The sequence below is a fragment of the Pseudomonas sp. p50(2008) genome (assembly GCF_015351605.1).
GTDB lineage: Bacteria > Pseudomonadota > Gammaproteobacteria > Pseudomonadales > Pseudomonadaceae > Aquipseudomonas.
On the sequence record NZ_JACMYF010000008.1, the window covers coordinates 16949 to 40158 of the forward strand.

Annotated in this window: 18 protein-coding genes; 16 read left to right on the forward strand and 2 right to left on the reverse strand. The window is 58.6% G+C overall.

The annotated features are described in order from the left end of the window. Positions 1 to 128 precede the first annotated feature (128 nt). Positions 129 to 446 carry a Rieske (2Fe-2S) protein gene (locus tag H7698_RS21670; protein ID WP_194692778.1) on the forward strand — a complete coding sequence of 106 codons (318 nt, stop codon included), beginning with the start codon at positions 129 to 131 and terminating at the stop codon, positions 444 to 446. On the opposite strand, the gene sfsA is transcribed toward H7698_RS21670, so the two are convergent. Both sfsA and H7698_RS21680 read right to left on the reverse strand, forming a co-directional pair. Next, positions 443 to 1156, reverse strand: a complete 714-nt coding sequence (gene sfsA, locus H7698_RS21675; protein WP_162437827.1) for a DNA/RNA nuclease SfsA — start codon at positions 1154 to 1156, stop codon at positions 443 to 445. The two genes, H7698_RS21670 and sfsA, sit on opposite strands and share 4 nt — an antisense overlap. Then, positions 1156 to 2328: a pyridoxal phosphate-dependent aminotransferase gene (locus H7698_RS21680; protein WP_194692779.1), complete on the reverse strand. Its 1173-nt coding sequence runs from the start codon at positions 2326 to 2328 to the stop codon at positions 1156 to 1158. The genes sfsA and H7698_RS21680 overlap by 1 nt, the downstream gene beginning before the upstream one ends. 332 nt (positions 2329 to 2660) lie before the next feature. Between H7698_RS21680 and dksA the strand changes: the two genes are divergently transcribed. The 15 genes from dksA to H7698_RS21755 all read left to right on the forward strand — a co-directional run bounded on the left by dksA (position 2661) and on the right by H7698_RS21755 (position 23124). Next, complete coding sequence (gene dksA / locus H7698_RS21685; RefSeq protein ID WP_007902025.1) at positions 2661 to 3101, forward strand: RNA polymerase-binding protein DksA; 441 nt, start codon at positions 2661 to 2663, stop codon at positions 3099 to 3101. A 291-nt stretch (positions 3102 to 3392) separates the two neighbouring features. Then, positions 3393 to 4280, forward strand: coding sequence for a tRNA glutamyl-Q(34) synthetase GluQRS (gene gluQRS / locus H7698_RS21690; protein WP_194692780.1), 888 nt, complete (start codon positions 3393 to 3395; stop codon positions 4278 to 4280). A 77-nt stretch (positions 4281 to 4357) separates the two neighbouring features. After that, positions 4358 to 4534, forward strand: a complete 177-nt coding sequence (locus tag H7698_RS21695) for a hypothetical protein (protein WP_003176118.1) — start codon at positions 4358 to 4360, stop codon at positions 4532 to 4534. Continuing rightward, positions 4518 to 7472, forward strand: coding sequence for a sensor histidine kinase (locus H7698_RS21700; RefSeq protein ID WP_162437824.1), 2955 nt, complete (start codon positions 4518 to 4520; stop codon positions 7470 to 7472). The genes H7698_RS21695 and H7698_RS21700 overlap by 17 nt, the downstream gene beginning before the upstream one ends. 22 nt (positions 7473 to 7494) lie before the next feature. Next, positions 7495 to 8934 carry a sigma-54-dependent transcriptional regulator gene (locus H7698_RS21705; RefSeq protein ID WP_194692781.1) on the forward strand — a complete coding sequence of 480 codons (1440 nt, stop codon included), beginning with the start codon at positions 7495 to 7497 and terminating at the stop codon, positions 8932 to 8934. 731 nt (positions 8935 to 9665) lie between these two features. Further along, entirely contained in the window at positions 9666 to 11066 is a 1401-nt protein-coding gene (locus H7698_RS21710) for a polynucleotide adenylyltransferase PcnB (protein WP_194692782.1), read from the forward strand. A 3-nt stretch (positions 11067 to 11069) separates the two neighbouring features. After that, positions 11070 to 11555, forward strand: coding sequence for a 2-amino-4-hydroxy-6-hydroxymethyldihydropteridine diphosphokinase (gene folK / locus H7698_RS21715; RefSeq protein WP_162437821.1), 486 nt, complete (start codon positions 11070 to 11072; stop codon positions 11553 to 11555). A 379-nt stretch (positions 11556 to 11934) separates the two neighbouring features. Next, complete coding sequence (gene panB / locus H7698_RS21720; protein ID WP_162437820.1) at positions 11935 to 12735, forward strand: 3-methyl-2-oxobutanoate hydroxymethyltransferase; 801 nt, start codon at positions 11935 to 11937, stop codon at positions 12733 to 12735. Continuing rightward, complete coding sequence (panC, locus tag H7698_RS21725; RefSeq protein WP_194692783.1) at positions 12732 to 13592, forward strand: pantoate--beta-alanine ligase; 861 nt, start codon at positions 12732 to 12734, stop codon at positions 13590 to 13592. Before panB ends, panC begins: the two co-directional genes overlap by 4 nt. Before the next feature lie 337 nt (positions 13593 to 13929). Then, positions 13930 to 15594: a glucose-6-phosphate isomerase gene (gene pgi / locus H7698_RS21730; protein WP_162437818.1), complete on the forward strand. Its 1665-nt coding sequence runs from the start codon at positions 13930 to 13932 to the stop codon at positions 15592 to 15594. A 122-nt stretch (positions 15595 to 15716) separates the two neighbouring features. Next, entirely contained in the window at positions 15717 to 17654 is a 1938-nt protein-coding gene (gene acs, locus H7698_RS21735; RefSeq protein WP_162437817.1) for an acetate--CoA ligase, read from the forward strand. A gap of 147 nt (positions 17655 to 17801) precedes the next feature. After that, on the forward strand, positions 17802 to 18674 hold the full coding sequence (locus H7698_RS21740) for an oxygenase MpaB family protein (RefSeq protein WP_194692784.1): 873 nt from the start codon (positions 17802 to 17804) through the stop codon (positions 18672 to 18674). Between the two features lie 86 nt (positions 18675 to 18760). Next, positions 18761 to 19777, forward strand: coding sequence for a class I SAM-dependent rRNA methyltransferase (locus H7698_RS21745; RefSeq protein ID WP_194692785.1), 1017 nt, complete (start codon positions 18761 to 18763; stop codon positions 19775 to 19777). 93 nt (positions 19778 to 19870) lie between these two features. Next, a complete protein-coding gene (locus H7698_RS21750; RefSeq protein WP_194692786.1) occupies positions 19871 to 22828 on the forward strand; it encodes a DUF748 domain-containing protein in 2958 nt (985 codons plus the stop codon). Next, positions 22828 to 23124, forward strand: coding sequence for a DUF2845 domain-containing protein (locus tag H7698_RS21755; RefSeq protein WP_194692787.1), 297 nt, complete (start codon positions 22828 to 22830; stop codon positions 23122 to 23124). Before H7698_RS21750 ends, H7698_RS21755 begins: the two co-directional genes overlap by 1 nt. Positions 23125 to 23210: the final 86 nt, after the last annotated feature.

Below are 23210 nucleotides of genomic sequence, written 5' to 3' on the forward strand. Positions count from 1 at the left end.
TGACAGGCCAAGTATTCTCGGCGTCGGCACCTGCACCCAACGGGCGGAGCCGGCATTTGATAATTGTTTGCATTTGAACGTCAAGCTCTGACATATCCAGTCACGGGCAGGCGTGCTTGAGGATAGACATGAAGTATCTTTGCGCAGGCCTGGAGCTCGCCGATTCCAGCAGCCGTGGCTTTGACATTGACGGCCAGAAGCTCCTTGCGGTGCGCCGAAGTGGACAGGTTTATGTCTACCTCAACCGTTGCCCGCATCGTGGCGTCGGACTGGAATGGCAACCCGACCAGTTTCTTGATCCGAGCAACAGCCTGATCCAGTGCGCCACCCACGGCGCACTGTTTCTGATCGAAGACGGCGAGTGCGTCGCCGGCCCGTGTTCCGGACAGTTTCTGACCAGCGTCCCTAGCCACGAAGATGAACAAGGCATCTGGATCAGCCTTTAATCTTCAAGCATTAGTTCCAGACGTCGATCGACCACCATTTCTTCATGACTCAATCTCACACCGTATGCCAGCACCTCGACCCCGCACGCCACCGCTTCGCGCAACGCTGCCGCATAAGCCGAATCGATTTCGTGCGCGGGACGCACGGCATCAATGCCACTCAGGTTCACGCAATACAGCTGCACCGCGCGGATCCCGTCCCGAGCCAGGTGTGCCAGCTCGCGCAAATGCTTGGCACCCCGCTGGGTTACCGCATCGGGAAACGCAGCCACCGATGAGCCATCAAAGCCCAGCGTGACACTCTTGACTTCCACATAGGCCGGCCCGGTCGGGTAATCGAGACGGAAATCGATGCGACTGCTTTCCTGGCCGTAAGCCACTTCGCGCTTGAGCTCGGTGAAGCCGTTCAGTTCGGTGATGACCCCGGCACGCAATGCCTCCTCAATCAAACCATTGGCGCGCCCGGTGTTCACGCAAAACAGCCGGCCCTGCGGGGTTTCGCCGATTTCCCAGGTGCCGGGCAACTTGCGCTTCGGGTCATTGGAGCGGCTGAACCAGACCTGCCCGCCCTCAACCTGGCAATTGAGCATCGAGCCGGTGTTCGGGCAATGAATGGTCAGCAACTCGCCGTCTACAGTTTCGATGTCAGCGAGGAAGCGCTTGTAACGCCGAATCAGGCGACCTTCTTCAAGGGGAGGATGAAAACGCATCAGCCTTGCCAGCTCCGCAATCCGCGGGCGATCCGCTCGACCGCTTCCTGCAGCCGAGGAAGGCTTTGGGTGTAAGCAAATCGCACGTGATGGCCGGCCTGATAACGACCGAAATCCAGACCCGGGGTGATCGCAACATGTTCAGTTTCGAGAAAATGACGACAGAACGCGAAGGCATCGCCGCCGAACTTGGTGATATCTGCATACAAATAGAACGCGCCTTCAGGTTCTACAGCGATACCGAAACCTAGCTCGCGCAACGCAGGCAGCAGGAAATCACGACGACGACCAAACTCGGCGCGGCGCTCTTCGAGGATGCTGATGGTGGCAGGCTCAAAACAAGCCAGCGCCGCATGCTGGGCCATACTCGGGGCGCTGATGTAGAGGTTTTGAGCGAGCTTCTCCAGTTCGCCGACGGCTGCCTCCGGGGCAACCAGCCAACCCAGGCGCCACCCGGTCATACCGAAATACTTTGAAAAACTATTAAGCACGAACGCGCTGTCATCGACTTCGAGCACGCTGGCGGCGTCGGTGCCGTAAGTCAGGCCGTGATAGATCTCGTCGACCACCAGATGACCGTGTCGCGCCTTGATTGCGGCGGACAAGCCCGCCAGCTCATCGCGGGTCAGAATGGTCCCGGTCGGGTTGGCAGGCGAGGCCACGAGGGCACCGACGCTGTCATGGTCCCAATGGCGAGCCACAAGGTCAGGCGTCAATTGATAACGCACGTCCGGACCGACGGGTACTAACTGCGCCGCACCTTCCACCAGTCGCAGGAAATGCCGGTTACACGGGTAACCCGGATCCGCCAACAACCAATGTTTGCCCGGGTCCACCAACAGGGCGCTGGCCAGCAGCAGCGCCCCGGATCCACCGGGTGTGATGAGAATTCGCTGCGGATCGATGTTCAATCCATACCGCTGTTGATAGAAACCCGAAATGGCTTCACGCAGTTCGGGAATACCCCGTGCGGCGGTGTAACGGGTCTTTCCGGCGGTGAGTGCAGCCTGGCCCGCCTGAATAATCGGTTCGGCGGTGGTGAAGTCAGGCTCGCCGATTTCCAGGTGGATGACATCGTGGCCTGCGGCCTGCAATTCATTGGCCCGCGCTAACAGCGCCATCACATGAAAGGGTTCGATCGCGCGACTGCGGGCACTGTAGGACTGAGCCATTGGCCTTCCTTCAACGGTAAAAAGAACTGATTCTACCCAAGCACTGGAACGAGCGAGAACCTAAAGCGGTCAGACGCTCATAACGCCGGTCCCAAACGACTCAAGCGTGTATCCCAGGTTTGACTAAAATCAATATTTGATCAGGTCTCCAGCACCACCAGACAAGGCTTTGCAACTATTTGCAAGAGCATCGGGCCATTACCTCGACATCCGGGAGTAGCGCGGTCCGATTTGATCTGGTAAGTTCGCCCGCTTGCAGCCGCAGGGCCGGCAGGTGTCGGTGATGGAGCAATCCTGCGCAATGGATTACAAGAGTAGAGGCGGTCCATTTCATGCCCACCCAAGCAAAGCAGCAAAACCAGTCGATCAGCGGCTTCGAACCCTACAAAGAAGTGAAGGGTGAGGAATACATGGGCAAGCCCATGCGCGCGCACTTCACCAAGATCCTGAACAAGTGGAAACAGGACTTGATGCAGGAAGTCGACCGTACGGTTGATCACATGAAGGACGAAGCGGCCAACTTCCCGGACCCGGCAGACCGTGCCAGCCAGGAAGAAGAATTCAGCCTCGAACTGCGTGCCCGCGACCGCGAGCGCAAGTTGATCAAGAAAATCGACAAGACCCTGCAATTGATCGAAGACGAAGAGTATGGCTGGTGCGAGTCCTGCGGCGTCGAGATTGGCGTCAAGCGACTGGAAGCCCGCCCTACCGCCGATATGTGCGTTGACTGCAAGACCCTGGCGGAAATCAAGGAAAAGCAAGTCGGCAAGTAATGTCGACCTGAACGAAAAACGGAGCGTGCGAACGCTCCGTTTTTGTTTCCAAAATTCAAACCAGCAGGCCTCCCTTGAGGGAGCGGACCTTCGTGGCGAGGGGATTTATCCCCGTGGGTCGCGTAGCGGCCCCAAACTCTGTAATCGCGATGCATCAGATAGAGCGCATTTACTGGTTTGCGACTGCTTCGCAGCAGAACGGGGTGGTGCGGCATTCCGATAAATGCCCTCGCCACAAAGGCCACCGCCCTCTAGTGATTTGCGTCTGGCCCAACAACATAGATCGCATTTATGACCGCCACCTCCTACATCGGCCGCTTCGCCCCCACGCCCAGCGGACATCTGCATTTCGGCTCGCTGGTCGCAGCGCTGGCCTCGTACCTCGACGCCCGCTCGGTGGGCGGTCAGTGGTTGATGCGGATGGAGGACCTCGATCCGCCTCGGGAAGAGCCCGGCGCTCAGGCTGCAATACTCAAGGCCCTGGAGAGCTACGGTTTCGAGTGGGACGGCGAAATGATCCGCCAAAGCGACCGGCACGACGCCTATGCCGAAGTCCTCAATCGTCTGTTAAACCACGGCCTGGCTTACGCCTGCACCTGCTCGCGCAAACAACTGGAGCCTTATCACGGCATTTATCCAGGGTTCTGCCGCAATGCCGGGCACAGCACTGAAAACGCAGCAATACGATTGCGAGTACCCGAACTGGAATACCACTTTATAGACCGCGTGCAAGGCGAGTATCGCCAGCACCTGGGTCGTGACGTCGGTGATTTCGTGATTCGCCGCCGCGACGGACTCTATGCCTATCAACTCGCGGTGGTGCTGGACGACGCCTGGCAAGGCATCACTGATATTGTCCGTGGCGCCGACCTGCTGGACTCCACACCCCGGCAGCTCTACCTGCAAGAACTGCTCGGCTTGCGGCAACCGAAATATCTGCATATCCCGCTGATCACTCAGCCCGATGGCAACAAGCTCGGCAAGTCCTACCGCTCTCCGCCCCTGACAGCCGATCAGGCAACACCTTTGTTGCTGCGTGCCCTGCGCGCGCTCGGGCAAAATCCGTGGACCGAATTGTCGTACGCAACGCCCAGGGAAGTGCTCGACTGGGCTATTGGCCACTGGGATGCACTGCTGATCCCGCGAACACTTGACCTTCCCGAAGCGCAACTGCAGTGATCACACTTGCAGTGGCGCGCCCATCCGTTACCATCGCCGCACGTTTTCGGGCACGCGCATAAAAAAGAGAGGCCGGGATGTACATCTATCGCTTGGTCCTGCTCCTGGTAGTGGGGATTTATCTGTTCTCCCCAGCCATCATGGATTGGTGGATCGACGCCACCGGTGCCTGGTATCGCCCTTATCTGCTCTGGCTGATTCTGATCGTCGTGACCTTCATCCTGCAGAGCCAAAAAGATGCCGATGAGCTTTAGCCTGACCCAGATGATCCTGATCAGCGCCGCCTACCTGGCCGTGCTGTTCGGCGTAGCCTGGATCAGCGAACGGGGCATGATTCCCCGGGCGATCATTCGCCACCCACTGACATACACCCTGTCGCTGGGTGTTTACGCCAGTGCCTGGGCTTTTTACGGCACCGTGGGCCTGGCCTATCAATACGGTTACGGTTTCCTGTCCAGCTATCTCGGTGTTTCGGGCGCTTTCCTGCTGGCGCCGGTGCTGCTGTATCCGATCCTGAAAATCACCCGCACCTATCAATTGTCTTCGCTGGCGGACTTGTTTGCGTTCCGCTTTCGCAGCACGTGGGCCGGAGCACTGACGACGATCTTCATGTTGATTGGCGTGCTGCCGTTGCTGGCGTTGCAGATTCAGGCCGTGGCCGACTCCATCGGCATTCTCACTCGCGAGCCGGTCCAGCATCGCGTGGCACTGAGCTTCTGTGCGCTGATTACCCTGTTCACCATTTTCTTCGGCTCACGCCATATCGCTACCCGCGAAAAACACGAAGGCCTGGTGTTCGCGATTGCCTTCGAGTCGGTAATCAAACTGATCGCCATTGGCGGCGTCGGCCTCTATGCGCTGTACGGCGTGTTCGATGGTCCGCAGCAACTTGAGCTTTGGCTGCTGCAAAACCAGACGGCGCTGGCTGCCCTGCATACACCGTTGCAGGAAGGTCCGTGGCGCACGCTGCTGCTGGTGTTCTTTGCATCGGCGATCGTGATGCCGCACATGTATCACATGACGTTTACCGAGAACCTCAACCCTCGCTCGCTGGTCAGTGCGAGCTGGGGTTTGCCATTGTTTCTTCTGCTGATGAGCCTGGCCGTCCCGCTGATTCTCTGGGCCGGACTGAAGCTTGGCGCCACCACTAACCCGGAATACTTCACCCTGGGAATCGGTATTGCCGCCAACAGCAAGGCTTTGGCACTGCTGGCGTATGTCGGCGGATTATCGGCCGCCAGCGGATTGATCATTGTCACTACCCTGGCGCTGTCCGGGATGGCACTCAACCACCTGGTGCTGCCGCTCTACCAGCCGCCGGCCGAAGGCAACATTTATCGCTGGCTGAAGTGGACGCGACGCGCGCTGATCGTCGCCATCATCATGGCCGGTTACGGTTTCTATCTGCTGCTCGGCGCCGAGCAGGATCTGGCCAACCTTGGCATCGTCGCGTTTGTGGCGACATTGCAGTTCCTGCCGGGTGTGCTGTCGGTCCTGTACTGGCCGACCGCCAACCGTCGCGGCTTTATCGCCGGTTTGCTGGCCGGGATCCTGGTGTGGCTGGTGACGATGCTGTTGCCGCTGGTCGGCAATTTGCAGGGCTTCTATATTCCGCTCCTGAACATGATTTACGTGCTGGACGACACCAGTTGGCACATGGCGGCCATCGCTTCGCTGGCTGCCAACGTCCTGATGTTCACACTGATTTCACTGTTCACCAATGCCAGTCCTGAAGAAGCCAGCGCCGCAGAAGCCTGCGCTGTGGACAACGTCCGCCGACCGCAACGTCGCGAATTGCACGCCGCCTCTCCACAAGAATTTGCCACCCAACTGGCCAAACCATTGGGTGCGAAGGCTGCGCAAAAGGAAGTCGAGCAGGCGTTGCGCGATCTCTACCTGCCATTCGATGAGCGCCGCCCGTACGCGTTGCGCCGTTTAAGGGATCGGATCGAGGCCAACCTGTCTGGCCTGATGGGGCCGAGCGTCGCTCAGGACATGGTCGAAACCTTCCTGCCTTACAAGGCCGGCGGCGAAAACTACGTGACTGAAGACATTCACTTCATCGAAAGCCGTTTAGAGGATTACCACTCGCGTCTGACCGGGCTGGCAGCGGAACTGGACGCTTTGCGTCGTTACCACCGCCAGACGTTGCAAGAGTTGCCGATGGGTGTCTGCTCCCTCGCCAAGGACCAGGAAATCCTGATGTGGAACAAAGCTATGGAGGAGCTCACCGGAATTGCCGCCCAACGCGTGGTCGGTTCACGCCTGAGCACCATTGCCGATCCATGGAAAGAACTGCTGCAAGGCTTCATCAACCTGCCGGACGAGCACTTGCACAAACAGCATCTCGCGCTCGACGGCCAGACCCGCTGGCTCAATCTGCACAAAGCCGCCATCGATGAGCCCCTCGCGCCGGGTAACAGTGGCCTGGTGCTGTTGGTAGAAGACCTGACTGAAACCCAGATGCTCGAAGACAAACTGGTGCACTCCGAGCGTCTGGCCAGTATTGGTCGACTCGCCGCCGGCGTGGCCCACGAGATTGGCAACCCGATCACCGGTATCGCCTGCCTGGCGCAGAACCTGCGCGAAGAGCGTGAGGACGATAGTGAGTTGAAGGAAATCAGCGGCCAGATTCTCGAGCAGACCAAGCGGGTGTCGCGCATCGTTCAGTCACTGATGAGCTTCGCCCATGCCGGCAGCCACCAGCACAGCGACGAGCCCGTCTGTCTGGCGGAAGTCGCCCAGGACGCGATAGGCCTGCTGGCCCTCAACAGACGCAATTTCGAAGTGCAGTTCTACAACCTGTGCGACCCCGATCACTGGGTCGAAGGCGACCCGCAGCGACTCGCCCAGGTCTTGATCAACTTGCTCTCAAACGCCCGCGACGCCTCGCCTCCCGGCAGTGCAGTGCGCGTTAAAAGCGAAGCCGGCGAGCACACGGTCGACCTGATCGTGGAAGACGAAGGCAGTGGCATTCCGAAGAACATCATGGACCGATTGTTCGAACCTTTCTTCACCACCAAGGACCCTGGCGAAGGCACCGGTCTGGGCCTTGCACTGGTCTATTCCATCGTTGAAGAGCATTATGGACAAATCACCATCGACAGCCCGGCTGATGTTCAAAGCCAACGCGGCACCCGTATTCGGGTGACCTTGCCGCGTCATGTCGAAGCGACGTCCGCTGTGAACTGAGACCGTCGAGAGTATCGAATCAATGCCGCACATTTTGATCGTCGAAGACGAAACAATTATCCGCTCCGCCTTGCGCCGCCTGCTGGAACGTAACCAGTACCAGGTCAGCGAAGCCGGTTCTGTGCAGGAAGCACAAGAACGTTTCACTATCCCCACGTTCGACCTGATCGTCAGCGACCTGCGTTTACCAGGCGCGCCGGGCACCGAGCTGATCAAGCTCGGCCAAGGTACGCCGGTGCTGATCATGACCAGCTACGCCAGCCTGCGCTCAGCGGTCGACTCGATGAAGATGGGCGCGGTGGACTACATCGCCAAGCCTTTCGATCACGATGAAATGCTTCAGGCAGTCGCAAAAATCCTGCGTGACCGGCAATCGGTGCAAAGCACTGCGGGTGAGCCTGCCAGTGCCAAGGCGGGCAATGGCACGGCAAAAACCGGTGTCGACAACAGCAATGGCGAAATCGGCATCATCGGTTCGTGCCCCCCGATGCAGGATCTGTACAGCAAGATCCGCAAAGTGGCCCCGACTGACTCAAATGTCCTGATCCAGGGCGAATCCGGCACCGGTAAAGAACTGGTGGCACGGGCGCTGCACAACCTGTCCAAACGTGCCAAGGCACCGATGATTTCGGTGAACTGCGCAGCCATTCCGGAAAGCCTGATCGAGTCCGAGCTGTTCGGCCACGAAAAAGGTGCGTTTACCGGTGCCAGCGCCGGTCGCGCCGGCCTGGTGGAAGCTGCCGATGGCGGCACGCTGTTCCTCGACGAAATTGGCGAACTGCCACTGGAAGCTCAGGCTCGTCTATTGCGCGTATTGCAGGAAGGCGAGATTCGCCGAGTCGGTTCCGTGCAATCGCAGAAAGTCGACGTGCGACTGATCGCTGCGACTCACCGGGACCTCAAGAGCCTGGCGAAGATCGGCCAGTTCCGTGAAGACTTGTTTTACCGCCTCCACGTCATCGCCCTGAAATTGCCAGCGCTGCGCGAGCGTGGTGCAGACGTCAACGAAATCGCCACTGCTTTCCTGGCGCGACAAAGTGCGCGAGTCAACCGCACCGACCTGAAGTTTGCGCCGGATGCCGAGCAAGCGATTCGTCACTATTCATGGCCGGGCAACGTTCGTGAACTGGAAAACGCTGTAGAGCGCGCCGTCATTCTTTGCGAAAGCCCGGAGATTTCCGCTGAACTGCTGGGGATCGACATCGAACTGAATGATCTGGATGACGATGAGTTCATCGGCCTCGCACCCCAACAGGGCGGCAGCGCCAGTAACACCAGTCATGAGCCTACGGAAGACCTGTCACTGGAAGACTACTTCCAGCACTTCGTACTCGAGCATCAGGACCATATGACCGAGACCGAGCTGGCTCGCAAACTCGGGGTCAGTCGTAAATGCCTGTGGGAACGTCGTCAGCGCCTGGGCATTCCACGGCGTAAGACCGGTGTGGCCAGCGAAAGCTGAACGTCACCTTTCGAATGTGCAGGTAACAGCTGATTGTGTGAAAAAACTGTTACCTCAGGTTTTTCACGTAACAGAAGCCGGGGCTTACGGTAACGAAGCCCCGGCTTTTTTTGGCCTCGCGAATACCCGATGCAGCGCCTAACCCCTTGTTTTGCTGGGCTTCGCAAAAGTTGGCACGCACCCTGCTATATGTTTAGTACAAGAACAATAACAAGCAATGCACAAGACAATAAAAATAAGACGAATCGACTCACGCACAATAAAAACAAGACGGCGAGAGGCGCAGCTAACTGATTCTTTTGGAGAGGCGTTGTATTTGGGGCTTGCCCCACGACCAGGCCGAGAACAACAAAAACTGTCCTAAGACAGAGCCTGAACTGGTTGGATCGATAGATCACTGCAGCACAGCGACCAAAGCAATCCGTTTGCTCTTGGCTCCCGATTGGGAGGGTCATGAAGAAAAATCTCCATGACGAGGGCACTTAACAAAAACAAAAAGCCCGAAACCAATAATAAAAATAGAGCATGCAACTACTTCTTGGGGAGCTTCGGCTCCCCTTGTAGTTTCCGGGATTTGACGATCATGCGGCCCCTGTCGTCGCTGTCCTATCATTCGCCCTTCATCCCGTTGCGCAGCTTCCTACACCATCCCCCGACTAAATGCTAGAATCCCCGCCCATCATGCGGTCATTCTTCGTTATGGCCGAACATTCCTTCAAACAGTGCATCCCATGCTGAAGAAGTTGTTCCAGTCATTCCGTTCTCCCAAGCGTCATACGCAACACATTCGCAGTACGCCTGAAGTGCTCAACAGCAGCCAACATTCGCTGCAGAAGTCGCAATTCAGCCGATACGCAGTGAATATCGTCGAACGCCTGCAGAACGCCGGTTACCAGGCCTATCTGGTTGGCGGCTGTGTGCGCGACATGATGCTCGGCATCACGCCAAAAGATTTCGACGTCGCCACCAGTGCAACACCTGAACAGGTCAGAGCTGAATTCCGCAACGCGCGGATTATCGGCCGTCGCTTCAAATTGGTGCATATCCATTTTGGCCGCGAAATCATCGAGGTCGCGACCTTCCGCGCCAATCACCCGCAAAACAATGAAGAAGAAGACAGCAACCAGTCCTCACGCAATGAGAGCGGGCGCATCCTTCGCGACAACGTTTACGGGACCCTGGAAGAAGACGCGCAGCGCCGCGATTTCACCATCAACGCCCTGTATTACGATCCGGTCAGTGAGCGCATTCTCGACTACGCCAACGGCGTCCACGATATTCGCAATCATCTGATCCGACTGATCGGCGATCCAAAGCAGCGCTACCAGGAAGACCCGGTGCGGATGCTGCGCGCCGTGCGTTTCGCCGCCAAGCTGAATTTCGGCATCGAAAAGCACAGCGCCGCGCCGATCCGCGAACTCGCCCCGATGCTTCGAGAGATACCGTCGGCTCGTCTGTTCGAAGAAGTCCTCAAATTGTTCCTCTCTGGCCATGCCGCAGACACCTTCGAAATGCTGGTCGATTTGCAGCTGTTCGACCCACTGTTCCCGGCCAGTGCCGAAGCGTTGGAATACAACCCGACCTACACGCACACACTGATCAGCGAAGCCTTGGTCAACACTGACCTGCGCATTAAGCAGAACAAACCGGTGACCCCGGCGTTCCTGTTTGCAGCGCTGTTGTGGCCTGCATTGCCGGCGCGCGTGCTGCGTCTGCAAGAGCGTGGCATGCCCCCGATACCGGCGATGCAGGAAGCCGCTCACGAACTGATTGCTGAACAGTGTCAGCGCATCGCGATTCCGAAGCGCTTTACCATGCCAATCCGCGAGATCTGGGACATGCAGGAGCGCTTGCCACGGCGCAGCGGCAAACGTGCCGACCTGTTGCTCGATAACCCACGATTCCGGGCCGGTTATGACTTTCTGCTGTTGCGTGAGAGCGCCGGGGAACAAACCGATGGCCTCGGTGAATGGTGGACCGATTATCAGGACGCCAACGACAGCGAGCGCCGTGACATGATCCGCGACCTCAGTGGCAAAGACGAAGGCACCGGTGCGCCGCGCAAACGACGCCGTAGCGGTGGCGCAAAGCGCAAGCGTACAGCCGACGCACCGAGCACCACGGGCGAGTAATTCATGGAACGCATCTACATCGGCATGGGCAGCAATCTGGCTGACCCCGCCGAACAATTGCGCAGCGCGGTCGACGCGCTGGCGCAACTGCCATGCACCGAACTGGTCGCCGTTTCCGCGTTTTATCAAAGCGATTCATTGCTGCCCGGCCAACCGCGTTACACCAACGCGGTTGCGGCCCTCGACAGCCTCCTCCCGCCACTGGAGCTACTGGATGCGCTGCAAGCCATCGAGAATGACCAGGGGCGCGAACGCCTCGAACGTTGGGGGCCACGCACGCTGGATCTCGATATCGTGCTGTTCGGCGATCGACTGATCGACGAGCCTCGCCTCAAAGTCCCCCACTACCATATGCAGGAACGCGCGTTCGTTCTGTATCCGCTGGCCGAACTGGCGCCTGCGGACCTGCGTTTGGCCGATGGCCGGGTACTTGGCGAATTACTCCAGGCTTGCCCGTTTGTCGGGCTGGAGCGCATTCCCCAAAATTGATGAAATCCCTCTACAGGAGCAATGCTTGCTCGCGATAGCTGACTGAAATACGGCACGCATGTCGACTGACACGTCACTATCACGAGCAAGCTTTGTTCCTATAGAAACGCGGAGCCCCCACTTATGCCGCCGCCGCATCCCGTCTGCTGAATCGCATCAGTTACGCCGGTAACACCTCATGCGTAACAATGCGGTAACACACGCAATTGACTTCCCGAGTTCTCCTCACGACTATAGGCGTCCCGTTGCCGCCAACACGGCGTTGAAGGGCGCAATCCAGGCCTTAAAAGCACGACAACAGACCGTGCGCCTGTATTTAACGAAGAATCACGCGCGTTACTCGCAGTAGTTTTCACAGCGCCTGAATGAGGAACTTTTCATGCCAGCCATTACCCTGACCACCCTGCAAGGTCTCAAGCAAAAAGGTGAAAAAATCACCATGCTGACCTGCTATGACGCGACCTTCGCCCACGCCTGCAATCAGGCTGGCGTCGAAGTGCTGTTGGTGGGTGACTCCCTCGGCATGGTTTTGCAGGGTCATGACAGCACGCTGCCGGTGACCACCGCTGAGATGGCTTACCACGTGGCGTGCGTCAAACGCGGCAACACCGACGCATTGATCCTCGCCGACCTGCCTTTCATGGCCTACGCCACCACTGAACAAGCCATGACCAACAGCGCGCTGTTGATGCAGGCCGGTGCGCACATGATCAAGGTTGAAGGGGCATTGTGGCTTGCGGACTCGATTCGCTTGCTGGCCGAGCGTGGCATCCCCGTCTGCGCTCACATGGGACTGACACCTCAATCAGTGAACATCCTGGGCGGCTACAAAGTTCAGGGACGTAACGAAAACCAGGCGCGACAAATGCGTGCCGATGCGATCTCGCTGGAACAAGCCGGCGCAGCGATGCTGCTGCTTGAATGCGTCCCGAGCGAGCTGGCCGAAGAAATCACCCAGGCAGTGAAGATCCCGGTTATCGGCATCGGCGCAGGCAGCGCCACAGATGGCCAGGTATTGGTGATGCACGACATGCTGGGGTTGTCGATTACAGGTCGCATGCCAAAATTCGTGAAAAACTTCATGGCCGGTCAGACCAGCATTGATGCGGCTTTGACTGCCTACGTCACTGACGTCAAAGCGGCGACCTTCCCAGGTATCGAACACGGATTCTCTGCATGAACACCGTAAAAACCGTACGCGAACTTCGAGCCGCCGTCGCCCGCGCCCGTAGCGAAGGCAAGCGCATCGGCTTCGTGCCCACCATGGGCAACTTGCACAGCGGCCATATCGCGCTGATCACCAAAGCCACTCAACGAGTGGATTTCGTGGTCGCGAGCATCTTCGTCAACCCGTTGCAATTTGGGGCCGGCGAAGACCTCGACAAATACCCGAGAACCCTCGCTGCGGATCAGGAAAAACTGCTCCAGGCGGGCTGCCATTTGCTGTTCGCGCCAAGCGTTGAAGAGATGTACCCGGACGGCATGCAAGGTCAGACCCGCGTCAGTGTTCCACAGCTCTCCGAAGGCCTGTGCGGCGCCAGTCGTCCCGGTCACTTCGAAGGCGTGGCGACAGTGGTCAGCAAGCTGTTCAACATGGTCCAGCCGGACCTGGCGATCTTTGGCCAGAAAGACTTCCAGCAATTGGCCGTGATCAAGTCCCTGGTTCATGACCTGAACATGCCTGTGCAGATCATTGGCGAGCCTACTGTTCGTGCAGCCGATGGCTTGGCGCTTTCCTCGCGTAATGGCTTTCTCAATGAACAACAGCGCTCCGTTGCACCCGTGGTGTATCAAGGCCTGACGCAAATTGGCGAGGCGATCAAACAGGGCGACAGGGATTTCCCGGCGCTCATCGATGCCCAGATCAAACAGCTGGAAACCGCCGGGCTGCGTCCGGATTACCTGGAAATACGTGAAGCGCGGACCTTGCGTCCGGCAACCCCGCAGGATCGGGACCTGGTCATTCTGGTAGCCGCGTATCTGGGGACAACGCGCCTGATCGACAACCTGCACATCAACCTCGACGCTACGGCGTAGAAAGTGCGGTCGGTCATCCAGCATGATGCTGGATGACCCAGCAGATTCGCGACTGCTTCGACAGTGAATCGGGTTCAGCTTTCCCCTACCCGGTTCAGGTCGCCTGACCGAGCCAAAACCCGCACATCCTTCCGTTTGTCGGCTCACCTTCTTCTTTATGTATAAAAAAGTACCGGGGACGGGTCAGACAAAGTCAAGACAGATCGCAGCGCGAAGGTTACTGTATTCGCCCTGCGCCATGAAAACGTGAAGACGCAGTTGACCGGACGCCCACCCGCAGCGATCCGGTATTTTTAGTGTTCAAAAGGCCGTTCAAGTAAAAAGGAAACCCGCAGCGATGGCGTACTACCGCACTCCTCACGACGTGACCGCTCTGCCCGCCTGGCAAGCGTTGAATGATCACCGCCAAGCCATGCAGGATTTCAGCATGCGCGAAGCGTTTAATGCCGATCCGCAGCGCTTTACCCAATTCACCCTCAGTAGCTGCGGTCTGTTTCTCGATTACTCGAAAAACCTGATCAACGCCGAGACCCGCAACCTGCTGGTGGGTCTGGCCAACGAAGTCGACCTCAAAGGCGCTATCAAGTCGCTGTTTGAAGGCGAAATCGTCAACTCGTCCGAAGGTCGCCCTGCCCTGCACACCGCGCTGCGCCGTCCAGTTGGCGACAAGCTGTCGGTCAACGGCGTCAACGTGATGCCGGAAGTGCACAAGGTACTGAATCAGATCACCGATCTCGTGGGCCGTATCCACGACGGTTTGTGGCGTGGTTACACCGAGAAGCCGATCACTGACGTGGTCAACATCGGCATCGGCGGCTCGTTCCTCGGCCCGGAACTGGTATCCGAAGCACTGCTGTCCTACGCCCAGAAAGGCGTGCGTTGCCATTACCTGGCGAACATCGATGGCAGTGAGTTCCACGAGCTGACCATGAAGCTGCGTGCCGAGACCACGCTGTTCATCGTTTCGTCGAAATCCTTCAACACCCTCGAAACCCTGAAGAACGCCCAGGCAGCGCGCGCCTGGTACCTGGCTCAGGGCGGTTCCGAGGCGGAGCTGTATCGTCACTTCATCGCCGTATCCAGCAACAACGCGGCAGCGGTGGCTTTCGGTATTCGTGAAGAAAACATCTTCCCGATGTGGGACTGGGTTGGCGGCCGTTACTCGTTGTGGTCGGCCATCGGTCTGCCGATTGCCCTGGCCATCGGCATGTCCAACTTCAAGGAACTGCTGTCCGGTGCCTACACCATGGACCAGCATTTCCAGAGCGCTCCTTTCGAACAGAACATGCCGGTATTGCTGGCGCTGCTCGGCGTCTGGTACGGCAACTTCTGGGGCGCACAGAGTCACGCGATCCTGCCGTACGATCACTACCTGCGTAACATCACCAAGCATTTGCAACAGCTGGACATGGAATCCAACGGCAAGAGTGTTCGCCAGGATGGCACGCCAGTGTCCACCGAAACGGGCCCGGTCATCTGGGGCGGCGTGGGTTGCAACGGCCAACACGCCTATCACCAGTTGCTGCACCAGGGTACCCAACTGATTCCGGCCGACTTCATCGTGCCGATCGTCAGCTTCAACCCGGTCTCCGACCACCACCAGTGGCTGTACGCCAACTGCCTGTCCCAGAGCCAGGCATTGATGCTGGGCAAAACACTAGCGGAAGCCGAAACCGAGCTGCGCGACAAAGGCATGAGTGAAGAAGAAATTCACACAGTCGCGCCGCACAAGGTGATCCCGGGCAACCGCCCAAGCAACACCATCGTGGTGGAGCGCATCAGCCCACGTCGTCTCGGCGCATTGGTGGCGATGTACGAACACAAAGTCTTCGTGCAAAGCGTGATCTGGGGCATCAACGCCTTCGACCAATGGGGTGTGGAGCTGGGCAAAGAACTCGGCAAAGGCGTCTACAACCGCCTGGTCGGCAGCGAAGAAACTCCGGCTGACGATGCCTCGACCCAAGGCTTGATCAACTATTTCCGCGGTCGTCACCGCGGCTGATCGTAAGCAATCCCTTGTGGGAGCGGCCTGCCCGCTCCCACATTGGTTTGTGTCTGACTTGAACCGATCCACTACTCGGCGCATCTTTATATCTTGTCGCAAAACAAGAATAAGGAACCGTCATGTTCGATATCAGCACGTTCCCCGAAGCCGATGCCGTCCGCCGGGCTGCGAATCTGAGTCAAGACGACTACCAGCGCCTGTACCGCCAATCAATCGAACACCCCAGTACTTTCTGGGCCGAACAAGCCACACGCTTCCTCGATTGGAGCGCCCCCTGGGACACTGTCCAGCGCTACAACCTGAAAACAGGTGAAGCCAGCTGGTTCTCCGGCGGCCAGTTGAACGTCAGCTACAACTGCATCGACCGTCACCTGAAACAACGTGGCGATCAAATTGCGATCATCTGGGAAGGCGACGATCCCGCCGAATCCGCCCAGATCACCTACAAAAAGCTCCACCACAACGTCTGCCGCCTGGCCAACGTGCTGAAAAGCCGTGGGGTCAAAAAAGGCGACCGGGTGTGCATCTACATGCCGATGATTCCCGAAGCGGCTTACGCCATGCTCGCTTGCACGCGAATTGGAGCAGTGCATTCGGTGGTGTTTGGCGGTTTCTCTCCCGACTCTGTCCGCGACCGGATACTCGACGCCGATTGCCGCACGGTCATCACCGCAGATGAAGGCGTGCGTGGCGGCAAATCCGTACCGCTCAAACAGAAGGTCGACCAGGCGCTGAAAAGCTGTCCGGACGTCAGCACCGTTATCGTGGTCGAGCGCACGCAAGGCGAAGTGGACTGGGTCGAAGGCCGGGACATCTGGTATCACCAGGCATTGCGCGATGTCAGCGATGACTGTCCGCCCGAACCGATGGACGCTGAAGATCCGCTATTCATCCTCTACACCTCCGGCAGCACCGGCAAACCAAAAGGCGTGCTGCACACCACCGGCGGCTACTTGCTGCAAGCGGCGATGACGTTCAAATACGTGCTCGATTACCGTGATAACGAGGTTTTCTGGTGCACGGCCGATGTCGGCTGGGTCACCGGCCACAGTTACATCGTCTACGGCCCCCTCGCCAACGGCGCGACCACGCTGATCTTCGAAGGCGTGCCCAGTTATCCGAGCAGCTCGCGCTTCTGGCAGGTCATCGACAAACACCACGTCAACATCTTCTACACCGCCCCGACAGCCCTGCGTTCGCTGATGCGCGAAGGCCCCGAGCCCCTGAAGGAAACGTCCCGGGCGAGCCTGCGACTGCTCGGCAGCGTCGGCGAGCCGATCAACCCGGAAGCCTGGGACTGGTACTTCAACGTCGTCGGCGAGCAGCGTTGCCCGATCGTCGACACCTGGTGGCAGACCGAAACCGGCGGCATCATGCTCAGCCCCCTGGTCAGCGCCCAGCGCATCAAACCCGGTTGCGCCACCCAACCGATGTTCGGCGTGCAACCGGTGTTACTTGATGAAACGGGCAAGGAAATCAAGGGCGCCGGCAGCGGCGTACTGGCGATCAAGTCCAGCTGGCCGGCGCAGATCCGTAGCGTGTATGGCGACCCTCAACGAATGGTCGACACCTACTTCAAGCCCTACCCCGGGTATTACTTCACCGGTGATGGCGCGCGGCGCGACGAGGATGGCGATTACTGGATCACCGGGCGCATCGACGACGTGATCAACGTCTCCGGGCACCGCATCGGCACTGCGGAAGTGGAAAGCGCGCTGGTTCTGCACGACAGCATCGCCGAGGCCGCTGTGGTCGGTTACCCTCACGACGTAAAAGGTCAGGGCATCTATGCCTTCGTCACGCCCATGAATGGCACCGAGCCCAATGATCAGCTGAAAAAAGAGCTGCTGGACCACGTCAGCAAGGAAATTGGCAGCTTCGCCAAGCCGGATCTTATTCAGTGGGCACCGGCCTTGCCGAAGACCCGATCAGGCAAGATCATGCGGCGAATTCTGCGCAAGATCGCCTGCAATGAGCTCGACACGTTGGGCGACACCTCGACCCTGGCCGATCCAAGTGTGGTTCAGGAGTTGGTTGATAAGCGTCTGAATCAATAACATTGGACTCGGAATGCCCCCCGCAGGAGCTGCCGCAGGCTGCGATCTTTTGATCTTGTTTTTCAGAATCAAAATCAAAAGATGGCAGCCTGCGGCAGCTCCTACAGGGGGATTTCAGGTCCGTAATTTTTTCGCCATTGAGTCGCCATGGAATACATCCGCAGTCGCATCGAAACCCAGATCATGAGCCTGACCGGTCTGTCCCTCGGCAAACTTGACCTGGAAAACCCCAAAGGTGATCCCGGCCTGTTCGGTCCCGACTCGGTGAGCTGGCAAGTTCATGGCGACTTCAGCAGCATGCTGATTGGTGGTATCAGCGCGCTGATGTTGCAAGCCTTGCACCCCTTGGCGCTGGCCGGGGTGTGGGACCACTCGAATTTTCGCGAGGACATGCTCGGCCGATTGCGCCGCACCGGCCAGTTCATCTCAGGCACCACCTTCGGCTCACGAAAAGATGCCGACTGGTTGATCGAGAAAGTCCGCACCATTCACCTTCAAGTCACCGGCACCGCGCCTGACGGACGCCCCTACGCTGCCAGCGACCCCGATCTGTTGACCTGGGTTCATGTGGCCGAAGTCAGCAACTTTCTCGCTGCGCACCTGCGGTATCGAAATCCGAACCTGTCCTTGGCGGATCAGGACCGCTATTACGACGAAATCGCTTTGGTCGCCGAACGGTTAGGCGCCCGTGATGTACCTCACTCGCGGCAAGACATTGCCAACTACCTTGAGCGCATCCGTCCGCAGTTGCTGTGCGATGAGCGCAGTCGCGAGGTGTTGCGGCTGCTCATGAACGCGCCATCCCCCAGCCGGTTGGCCAAGCCGTTCGGCGGGTTGATGATGCAAGCCGGGATCGACCTGCTGCCGGACTGGGCCAGCGACATGCTGGGTGTCCACCAGAGCCCGCTGCAACGAAAACTGATCCGCGCCAGTGTCAATCGCAGCGCGCCGATGTTGCGCTGGGCTGTCCGTAACGGCTCGGTCCAACGGGCCAAGCGGCGGATGGGCTTACTGACCTGAGCCGGGTATCCGCCCTCGCCACAGGCAATCCCCTTCCACACAGTGTTAAACTCCCGCGCCAAATTACCTCCTGCAAGGCGCCCAGCATGTCTTCCTTGAATCAGGCGCTGCGCGCCGCCCTCGATCAGCGCCAGGACCTGCTTGCCGAACTGCATCAGCAAGGCACCGATTGCTACCGACTGTTCCATGGCAGCCAGGAAGGCGCTGGCGGTTTGACCATCGACCGTTACGGTCGACAGTTGCTGGTGCAAAGCTTCCACCAAGCGCTGGAACGCGACGCCCTGCTGCAGTTGCATGCCACGATCAATCAACACTTGGGCGTTGAAACGCTGCTGGTCTACAACGACCGCTCCCGTGGCAACTCACGCATTGACCGCGAAGACACGGTCTACCAAGCCGACGAAGCCGCGTTGCAGGACCTGGTCGGTCACGAGTGGGGGCTCAACTACCGGGTCCGCGGTCGTCACGCGGGTCAGGACCCGCTGTTGTTTCTCGACCTGCGCAACACCCGTGGCTGGGTCAAGGCACACAGCAGCAACAAAAGCGTACTCAACCTGTTCGCCTACACCTGTGGTGTCGGCCTCAGTGCTGCGGCCGGTGGCGCGCGCGAAGTGTGCAACCTGGACTTTGCCGAGGGTAACCTGGCAGTCGGTCGCGAGAATGGCCTGCTCAACCCGCAATTGCCGACCATGGAATTCGTCCAGTCCGATTATTTCCCGGCGATCCGCCAACTGGCCGGTCTGCCGATCAGCCAGCGTCGCGGGCAGAAACTACCAAGCTATCAGCGCCTGGAACAACGTCAGTACGACCTGGTGCTGCTTGATCCACCGGCATGGGCGAAGAGCGCGTTCGGCACCGTCGACCTGCTGCGCGACTACCAGAGCCTGCTCAAACCAGCGCTGCTGACCACCGCCGACAACGGCGTGCTGATCTGCTGCAACAACCTGGCGAAAGTCAGCATGGACGACTGGCGCGAGCAGGTACTGCGTTGTGCCGAGAAGGCTGGACGGCCGGTTCGTGAGTGGACCGTGATGAAGCCCGGCGCCGATTTCCCGTCGATGGACCAGCAGCCTCCCTTGAAAACGCTGATCCTGCAGCTCTGACATCTGCCGACATTTTCAGACAAATCCCATAAAGCCTGTTCACTTCGGAACCAGAAACGCGTGCCATACTCCAAGGCACTCCGATTCAGACAGATGAAGCCGCACATGCCCAAAGGATTGATTCGCGCTATTGGCGCTTTGTTGACTGCTCTGGCCCTCTACAGCCTGCTGGGGTTTCTGATTTTGCCGGGCATTGTGCTTCGGGTGGCCAACCAGCAACTGGCCAGCTACGCCACCGTGCCCGCGCATCTGCAACGCATCGAACTCAACCCGTTCAGCCTTGAAGTGACCCTGTGGGGGCTGACCCTCGGTGAGCCAGGCAAGGAACAAGTCGGTTTCGAACGTCTCTACGCCAATTTGCAGATCGACAGCCTCTGGACCAAAGCACTGCACCTGTCCGATATCGAGCTGGACAAAGCCAAGACCGAAATCCTCTTCAACAAGGAAGGCCAGCTCAATCTGATCGGTCTGTTCAAACTGCCCGCGAGTGAACCGACGCCCGTAGACCCTGACGCCAAACCTTTCCCGATGCGTATAGAGCGCATCAAATTCGCGGATGGTTACGTGCACTTCCAGGATGCGCGGCCCAGCGAACCCATTGAGTTTCTCTACGACAAACTCGATTTCGAACTGAACAACCTCAGCACCCTGCCCGATGACAGCGCCGACATGACTCTGGTCGCGGTCGGGCCAGGAGGCGGTCAAATTGACTGGACGGGCAATTTCAGCCTGATCCCGATTGCATCCGAAGGTAAGTTGAAAATCACGAACGGCCAGATGAAACTCTTTTGGCCCTACGTTCGCGATGCCTTGCCACTGGTGCTTGAGAACGGCGTTGTAAACCTCAGCACTGACTACAAACTCAACCTGTCCAAGGAAACCGAGCTGCTGTTGAGCAACGTCGCGGTCAGTGTCGCGCCCTTTGCCATCAAAGCCCCGGACGGTCGTCCTCTGGCGAAACTTGAGCGTCTGGATGTCACGGAGACCACCGTCGACGTGGCCAAGCAGCAAGTGGTGGTCGGCAAGATTCGCAGCCAGAAACTGGAAACCTGGGCAGCCCTCGAAGCAGACGGGCAGCTCGACTGGCAAAAACTGTTCGCCAGCCAGCCGTCCAAACCGGCGGCCAAAGTCAAAGCCGACGCCGAACCCGCCAGCACACCCGCCGCTGCCGATTCACCGAAACCTGAACCTGCCGCGCCCGGCAAGCCATGGCAGGTGTTGCTCAAAGACGTGCAACTGCGCAATTACCAGGTGCACCTGGCGGACCGTCAGGCTCAGCCCAACGTGGCGCTGGACGTCGGACCGCTGAACGTTGATCTGCAGAACTTCGACAGCCTCAACGGCTCGCCTTTCGACCTCAAGCTCGACACTGGCATCGGCAAGCAAGGCAAGCTCACCGCGCAAGGCATCGTCAATCTGGCGCCGGTCAGTGCGAAGCTCCAGGTTCAAACCAAAGATATCGACCTGCGTGTCGCCCAGTCCTACATCAACCCCTTTATTCGCCTCGAGCTGCGCAGCGGCATGCTGGGCAGTGACCTGGCTGTCGACCTGAAAAGCACCGAGCCCCTCGCGCTCAGCGTCACCGGTCGGGCTCAGATCGATCAACTGCACACCCTCGATACCCTGAAGACCCGCGACTTTCTAAAGTGGCAACAGGTCGTGGTCGAAGGTCTGAATTATCAGCATGGCGACAGCTTGTCGATCGACAAGGTCAACCTGTTCCAGCCTTACGTACGCTTCATGATCAACGATGACCGCACAACCAACGTCGATGATTTGCTGATCCCGCAACCGGCCGACTCTGGCAGTAAATCCACTGCCGCCAAACCGGCCAGCAAGGACAAACCCCTTGGCATTCACATTGGCGGCATTGCCATCAATGACGGGTCGGCCAACTTCGCCGACTTCAGCCTGACGCCAAACTTTGCCACCGCCATCCAACAGCTCAACGGTGCGATTGGCACCATCGACAGCCGCCAGATGAAACCGGCCACCGTCGACATCAAGGGCAAGGTCGACCGCTATGCGCCAGTGACCATCAAGGGCGCGGTCAACCCGTTCGACCCGATGGCCAGCCTGGACATTGCGACCAGCTTCAAGCGCGTGGAACTGACCACACTGACGCCCTACTCCGGCAAATTTGCCGGTTACCGCATCCGCAAGGGTCGACTTAATCTCGACCTGCATTACCTCATCACCAAGGGCCAGCTCAAAGCCGAAAACAAAGTGGTGGTCGAACAGCTGCAACTGGGCGAAAAAGTCGACAGCCCCGATGCGGTGAGCCTGCCGTTGAAACTGGCGATTGCGCTGCTCAAAGACGTCGACGGCAAGATCTCGATCGAACTGCCGGTCACTGGCGATCTCAACAACCCCCAGTTCAGCGTTATGCCGATCGTCTGGCAAACCCTGCGCAACCTGATCGTGAAAGCGGCTGCCGCCCCCTTCAAATTGATCGGCGGACTGGTCAGCGGTGGTGGCTCGCAGGATCTGGGCACCGTCTCCTTCGCCCCAGGTTCAAGTGACTTGAGCAAGGATGCCGAAGAGGCATTGATCAAACTGTCCCAGGCCCTCAAGGAACGCCCAGCCCTGCGCCTGGAAATTGAAGGGACTGCGGCGGCCAGCAGTGACGGCCCGCTGATCGCCGAGCAACGTCTGGAGCGGGAATACCAATACAACTACTACAAGATGCTCCAGCGTCGCGGCGACAAAGTGCCGGCCCAAGCCTCTCTTCTGGAGGTGCCGGACGGCGAAAAGGGCGCACTGCTGGAAGGGATCTACCGCACACGCCTGAAGACTCAACCTCCTGCCGAGTGGAAGGATCTGGGCAAGGAAGAACGCACCGCGAAAATGCGCGAAGGCGTTATCAAGTTCTGGAGTTCGAGTGACGTGCTGTTACGTCAGCTGGGTCAGGACCGCGCCAGCAGCATCAAGGATTATCTGGTCGACAAGGGGCAACTGGCCGATGACCGCGTTTACTTCGTTGACGCCAACCTTGGCGAAGCAGAAAGCGACGGCCGGGTCATTACGCCGCTGCACCTGGATGCTGAGTGATGATTCGCAAAGTGTTATTCAGCCTGGCGCTGACATTGATTGCGGGGCATGCCTCGGCAGCCAACACCCTACGCTGCGGCAGTCAATTGATCAGTATCGGGGACCGTTCCAGCGAGGTCTTGCAGAAGTGCGGGGAGCCCGTCGAACGAGACCCGCTGGGCTATAAGCGCAGCGCTAACCGACGGGAAGAATTCCAGGTCGAAGAATGGACTTACGGGCCGAATGGCGGGATGTATCAGTACTTGCGGTTCGAAGGTAACCGCCTGGTGCAGATCACCAGCAAGCGCGGAAGCTGATAAATCCCCTACGCCAGCACATTCCCTGTAGCAGCTGGCGAAGCCTGCGTCCGGCTGCGAAGCAGTCGTAAAAACAGAGCATGCGG

What these genes read in the sequence shown, in the direction of transcription:
- H7698_RS21670 (WP_194692778.1), top strand. Translation starts at nt 129, where the DNA reads ATGAAGTATCTTTGCGCAGGCCTGGAGCTCGCCGATTCCAGCAGCCGT.
- H7698_RS21710 (WP_194692782.1), top strand. Translation starts at nt 9,666, where the DNA reads ATGCTGAAGAAGTTGTTCCAGTCATTCCGTTCTCCCAAGCGTCATACG.
- pgi (WP_162437818.1), top strand. Translation starts at nt 13,930, where the DNA reads ATGGCGTACTACCGCACTCCTCACGACGTGACCGCTCTGCCCGCCTGG.
- sfsA (WP_162437827.1), bottom strand. Translation starts at nt 1,156, where the DNA reads ATGCGTTTTCATCCTCCCCTTGAAGAAGGTCGCCTGATTCGGCGTTAC.
- H7698_RS21750 (WP_194692786.1), top strand. Translation starts at nt 19,871, where the DNA reads ATGAAGCCGCACATGCCCAAAGGATTGATTCGCGCTATTGGCGCTTTG.
- gluQRS (WP_194692780.1), top strand. Translation starts at nt 3,393, where the DNA reads ATGACCGCCACCTCCTACATCGGCCGCTTCGCCCCCACGCCCAGCGGA.
- H7698_RS21745 (WP_194692785.1), top strand. Translation starts at nt 18,761, where the DNA reads ATGTCTTCCTTGAATCAGGCGCTGCGCGCCGCCCTCGATCAGCGCCAG.
- H7698_RS21695 (WP_003176118.1), top strand. Translation starts at nt 4,358, where the DNA reads ATGTACATCTATCGCTTGGTCCTGCTCCTGGTAGTGGGGATTTATCTG.
- dksA (WP_007902025.1), top strand. Translation starts at nt 2,661, where the DNA reads ATGCCCACCCAAGCAAAGCAGCAAAACCAGTCGATCAGCGGCTTCGAA.
- acs (WP_162437817.1), top strand. Translation starts at nt 15,717, where the DNA reads ATGTTCGATATCAGCACGTTCCCCGAAGCCGATGCCGTCCGCCGGGCT.
- H7698_RS21705 (WP_194692781.1), top strand. Translation starts at nt 7,495, where the DNA reads ATGCCGCACATTTTGATCGTCGAAGACGAAACAATTATCCGCTCCGCC.
- panB (WP_162437820.1), top strand. Translation starts at nt 11,935, where the DNA reads ATGCCAGCCATTACCCTGACCACCCTGCAAGGTCTCAAGCAAAAAGGT.
- folK (WP_162437821.1), top strand. Translation starts at nt 11,070, where the DNA reads ATGGAACGCATCTACATCGGCATGGGCAGCAATCTGGCTGACCCCGCC.
- panC (WP_194692783.1), top strand. Translation starts at nt 12,732, where the DNA reads ATGAACACCGTAAAAACCGTACGCGAACTTCGAGCCGCCGTCGCCCGC.
- H7698_RS21700 (WP_162437824.1), top strand. Translation starts at nt 4,518, where the DNA reads ATGCCGATGAGCTTTAGCCTGACCCAGATGATCCTGATCAGCGCCGCC.
- H7698_RS21680 (WP_194692779.1), bottom strand. Translation starts at nt 2,328, where the DNA reads ATGGCTCAGTCCTACAGTGCCCGCAGTCGCGCGATCGAACCCTTTCAT.
- H7698_RS21755 (WP_194692787.1), top strand. Translation starts at nt 22,828, where the DNA reads ATGATTCGCAAAGTGTTATTCAGCCTGGCGCTGACATTGATTGCGGGG.
- H7698_RS21740 (WP_194692784.1), top strand. Translation starts at nt 17,802, where the DNA reads ATGGAATACATCCGCAGTCGCATCGAAACCCAGATCATGAGCCTGACC.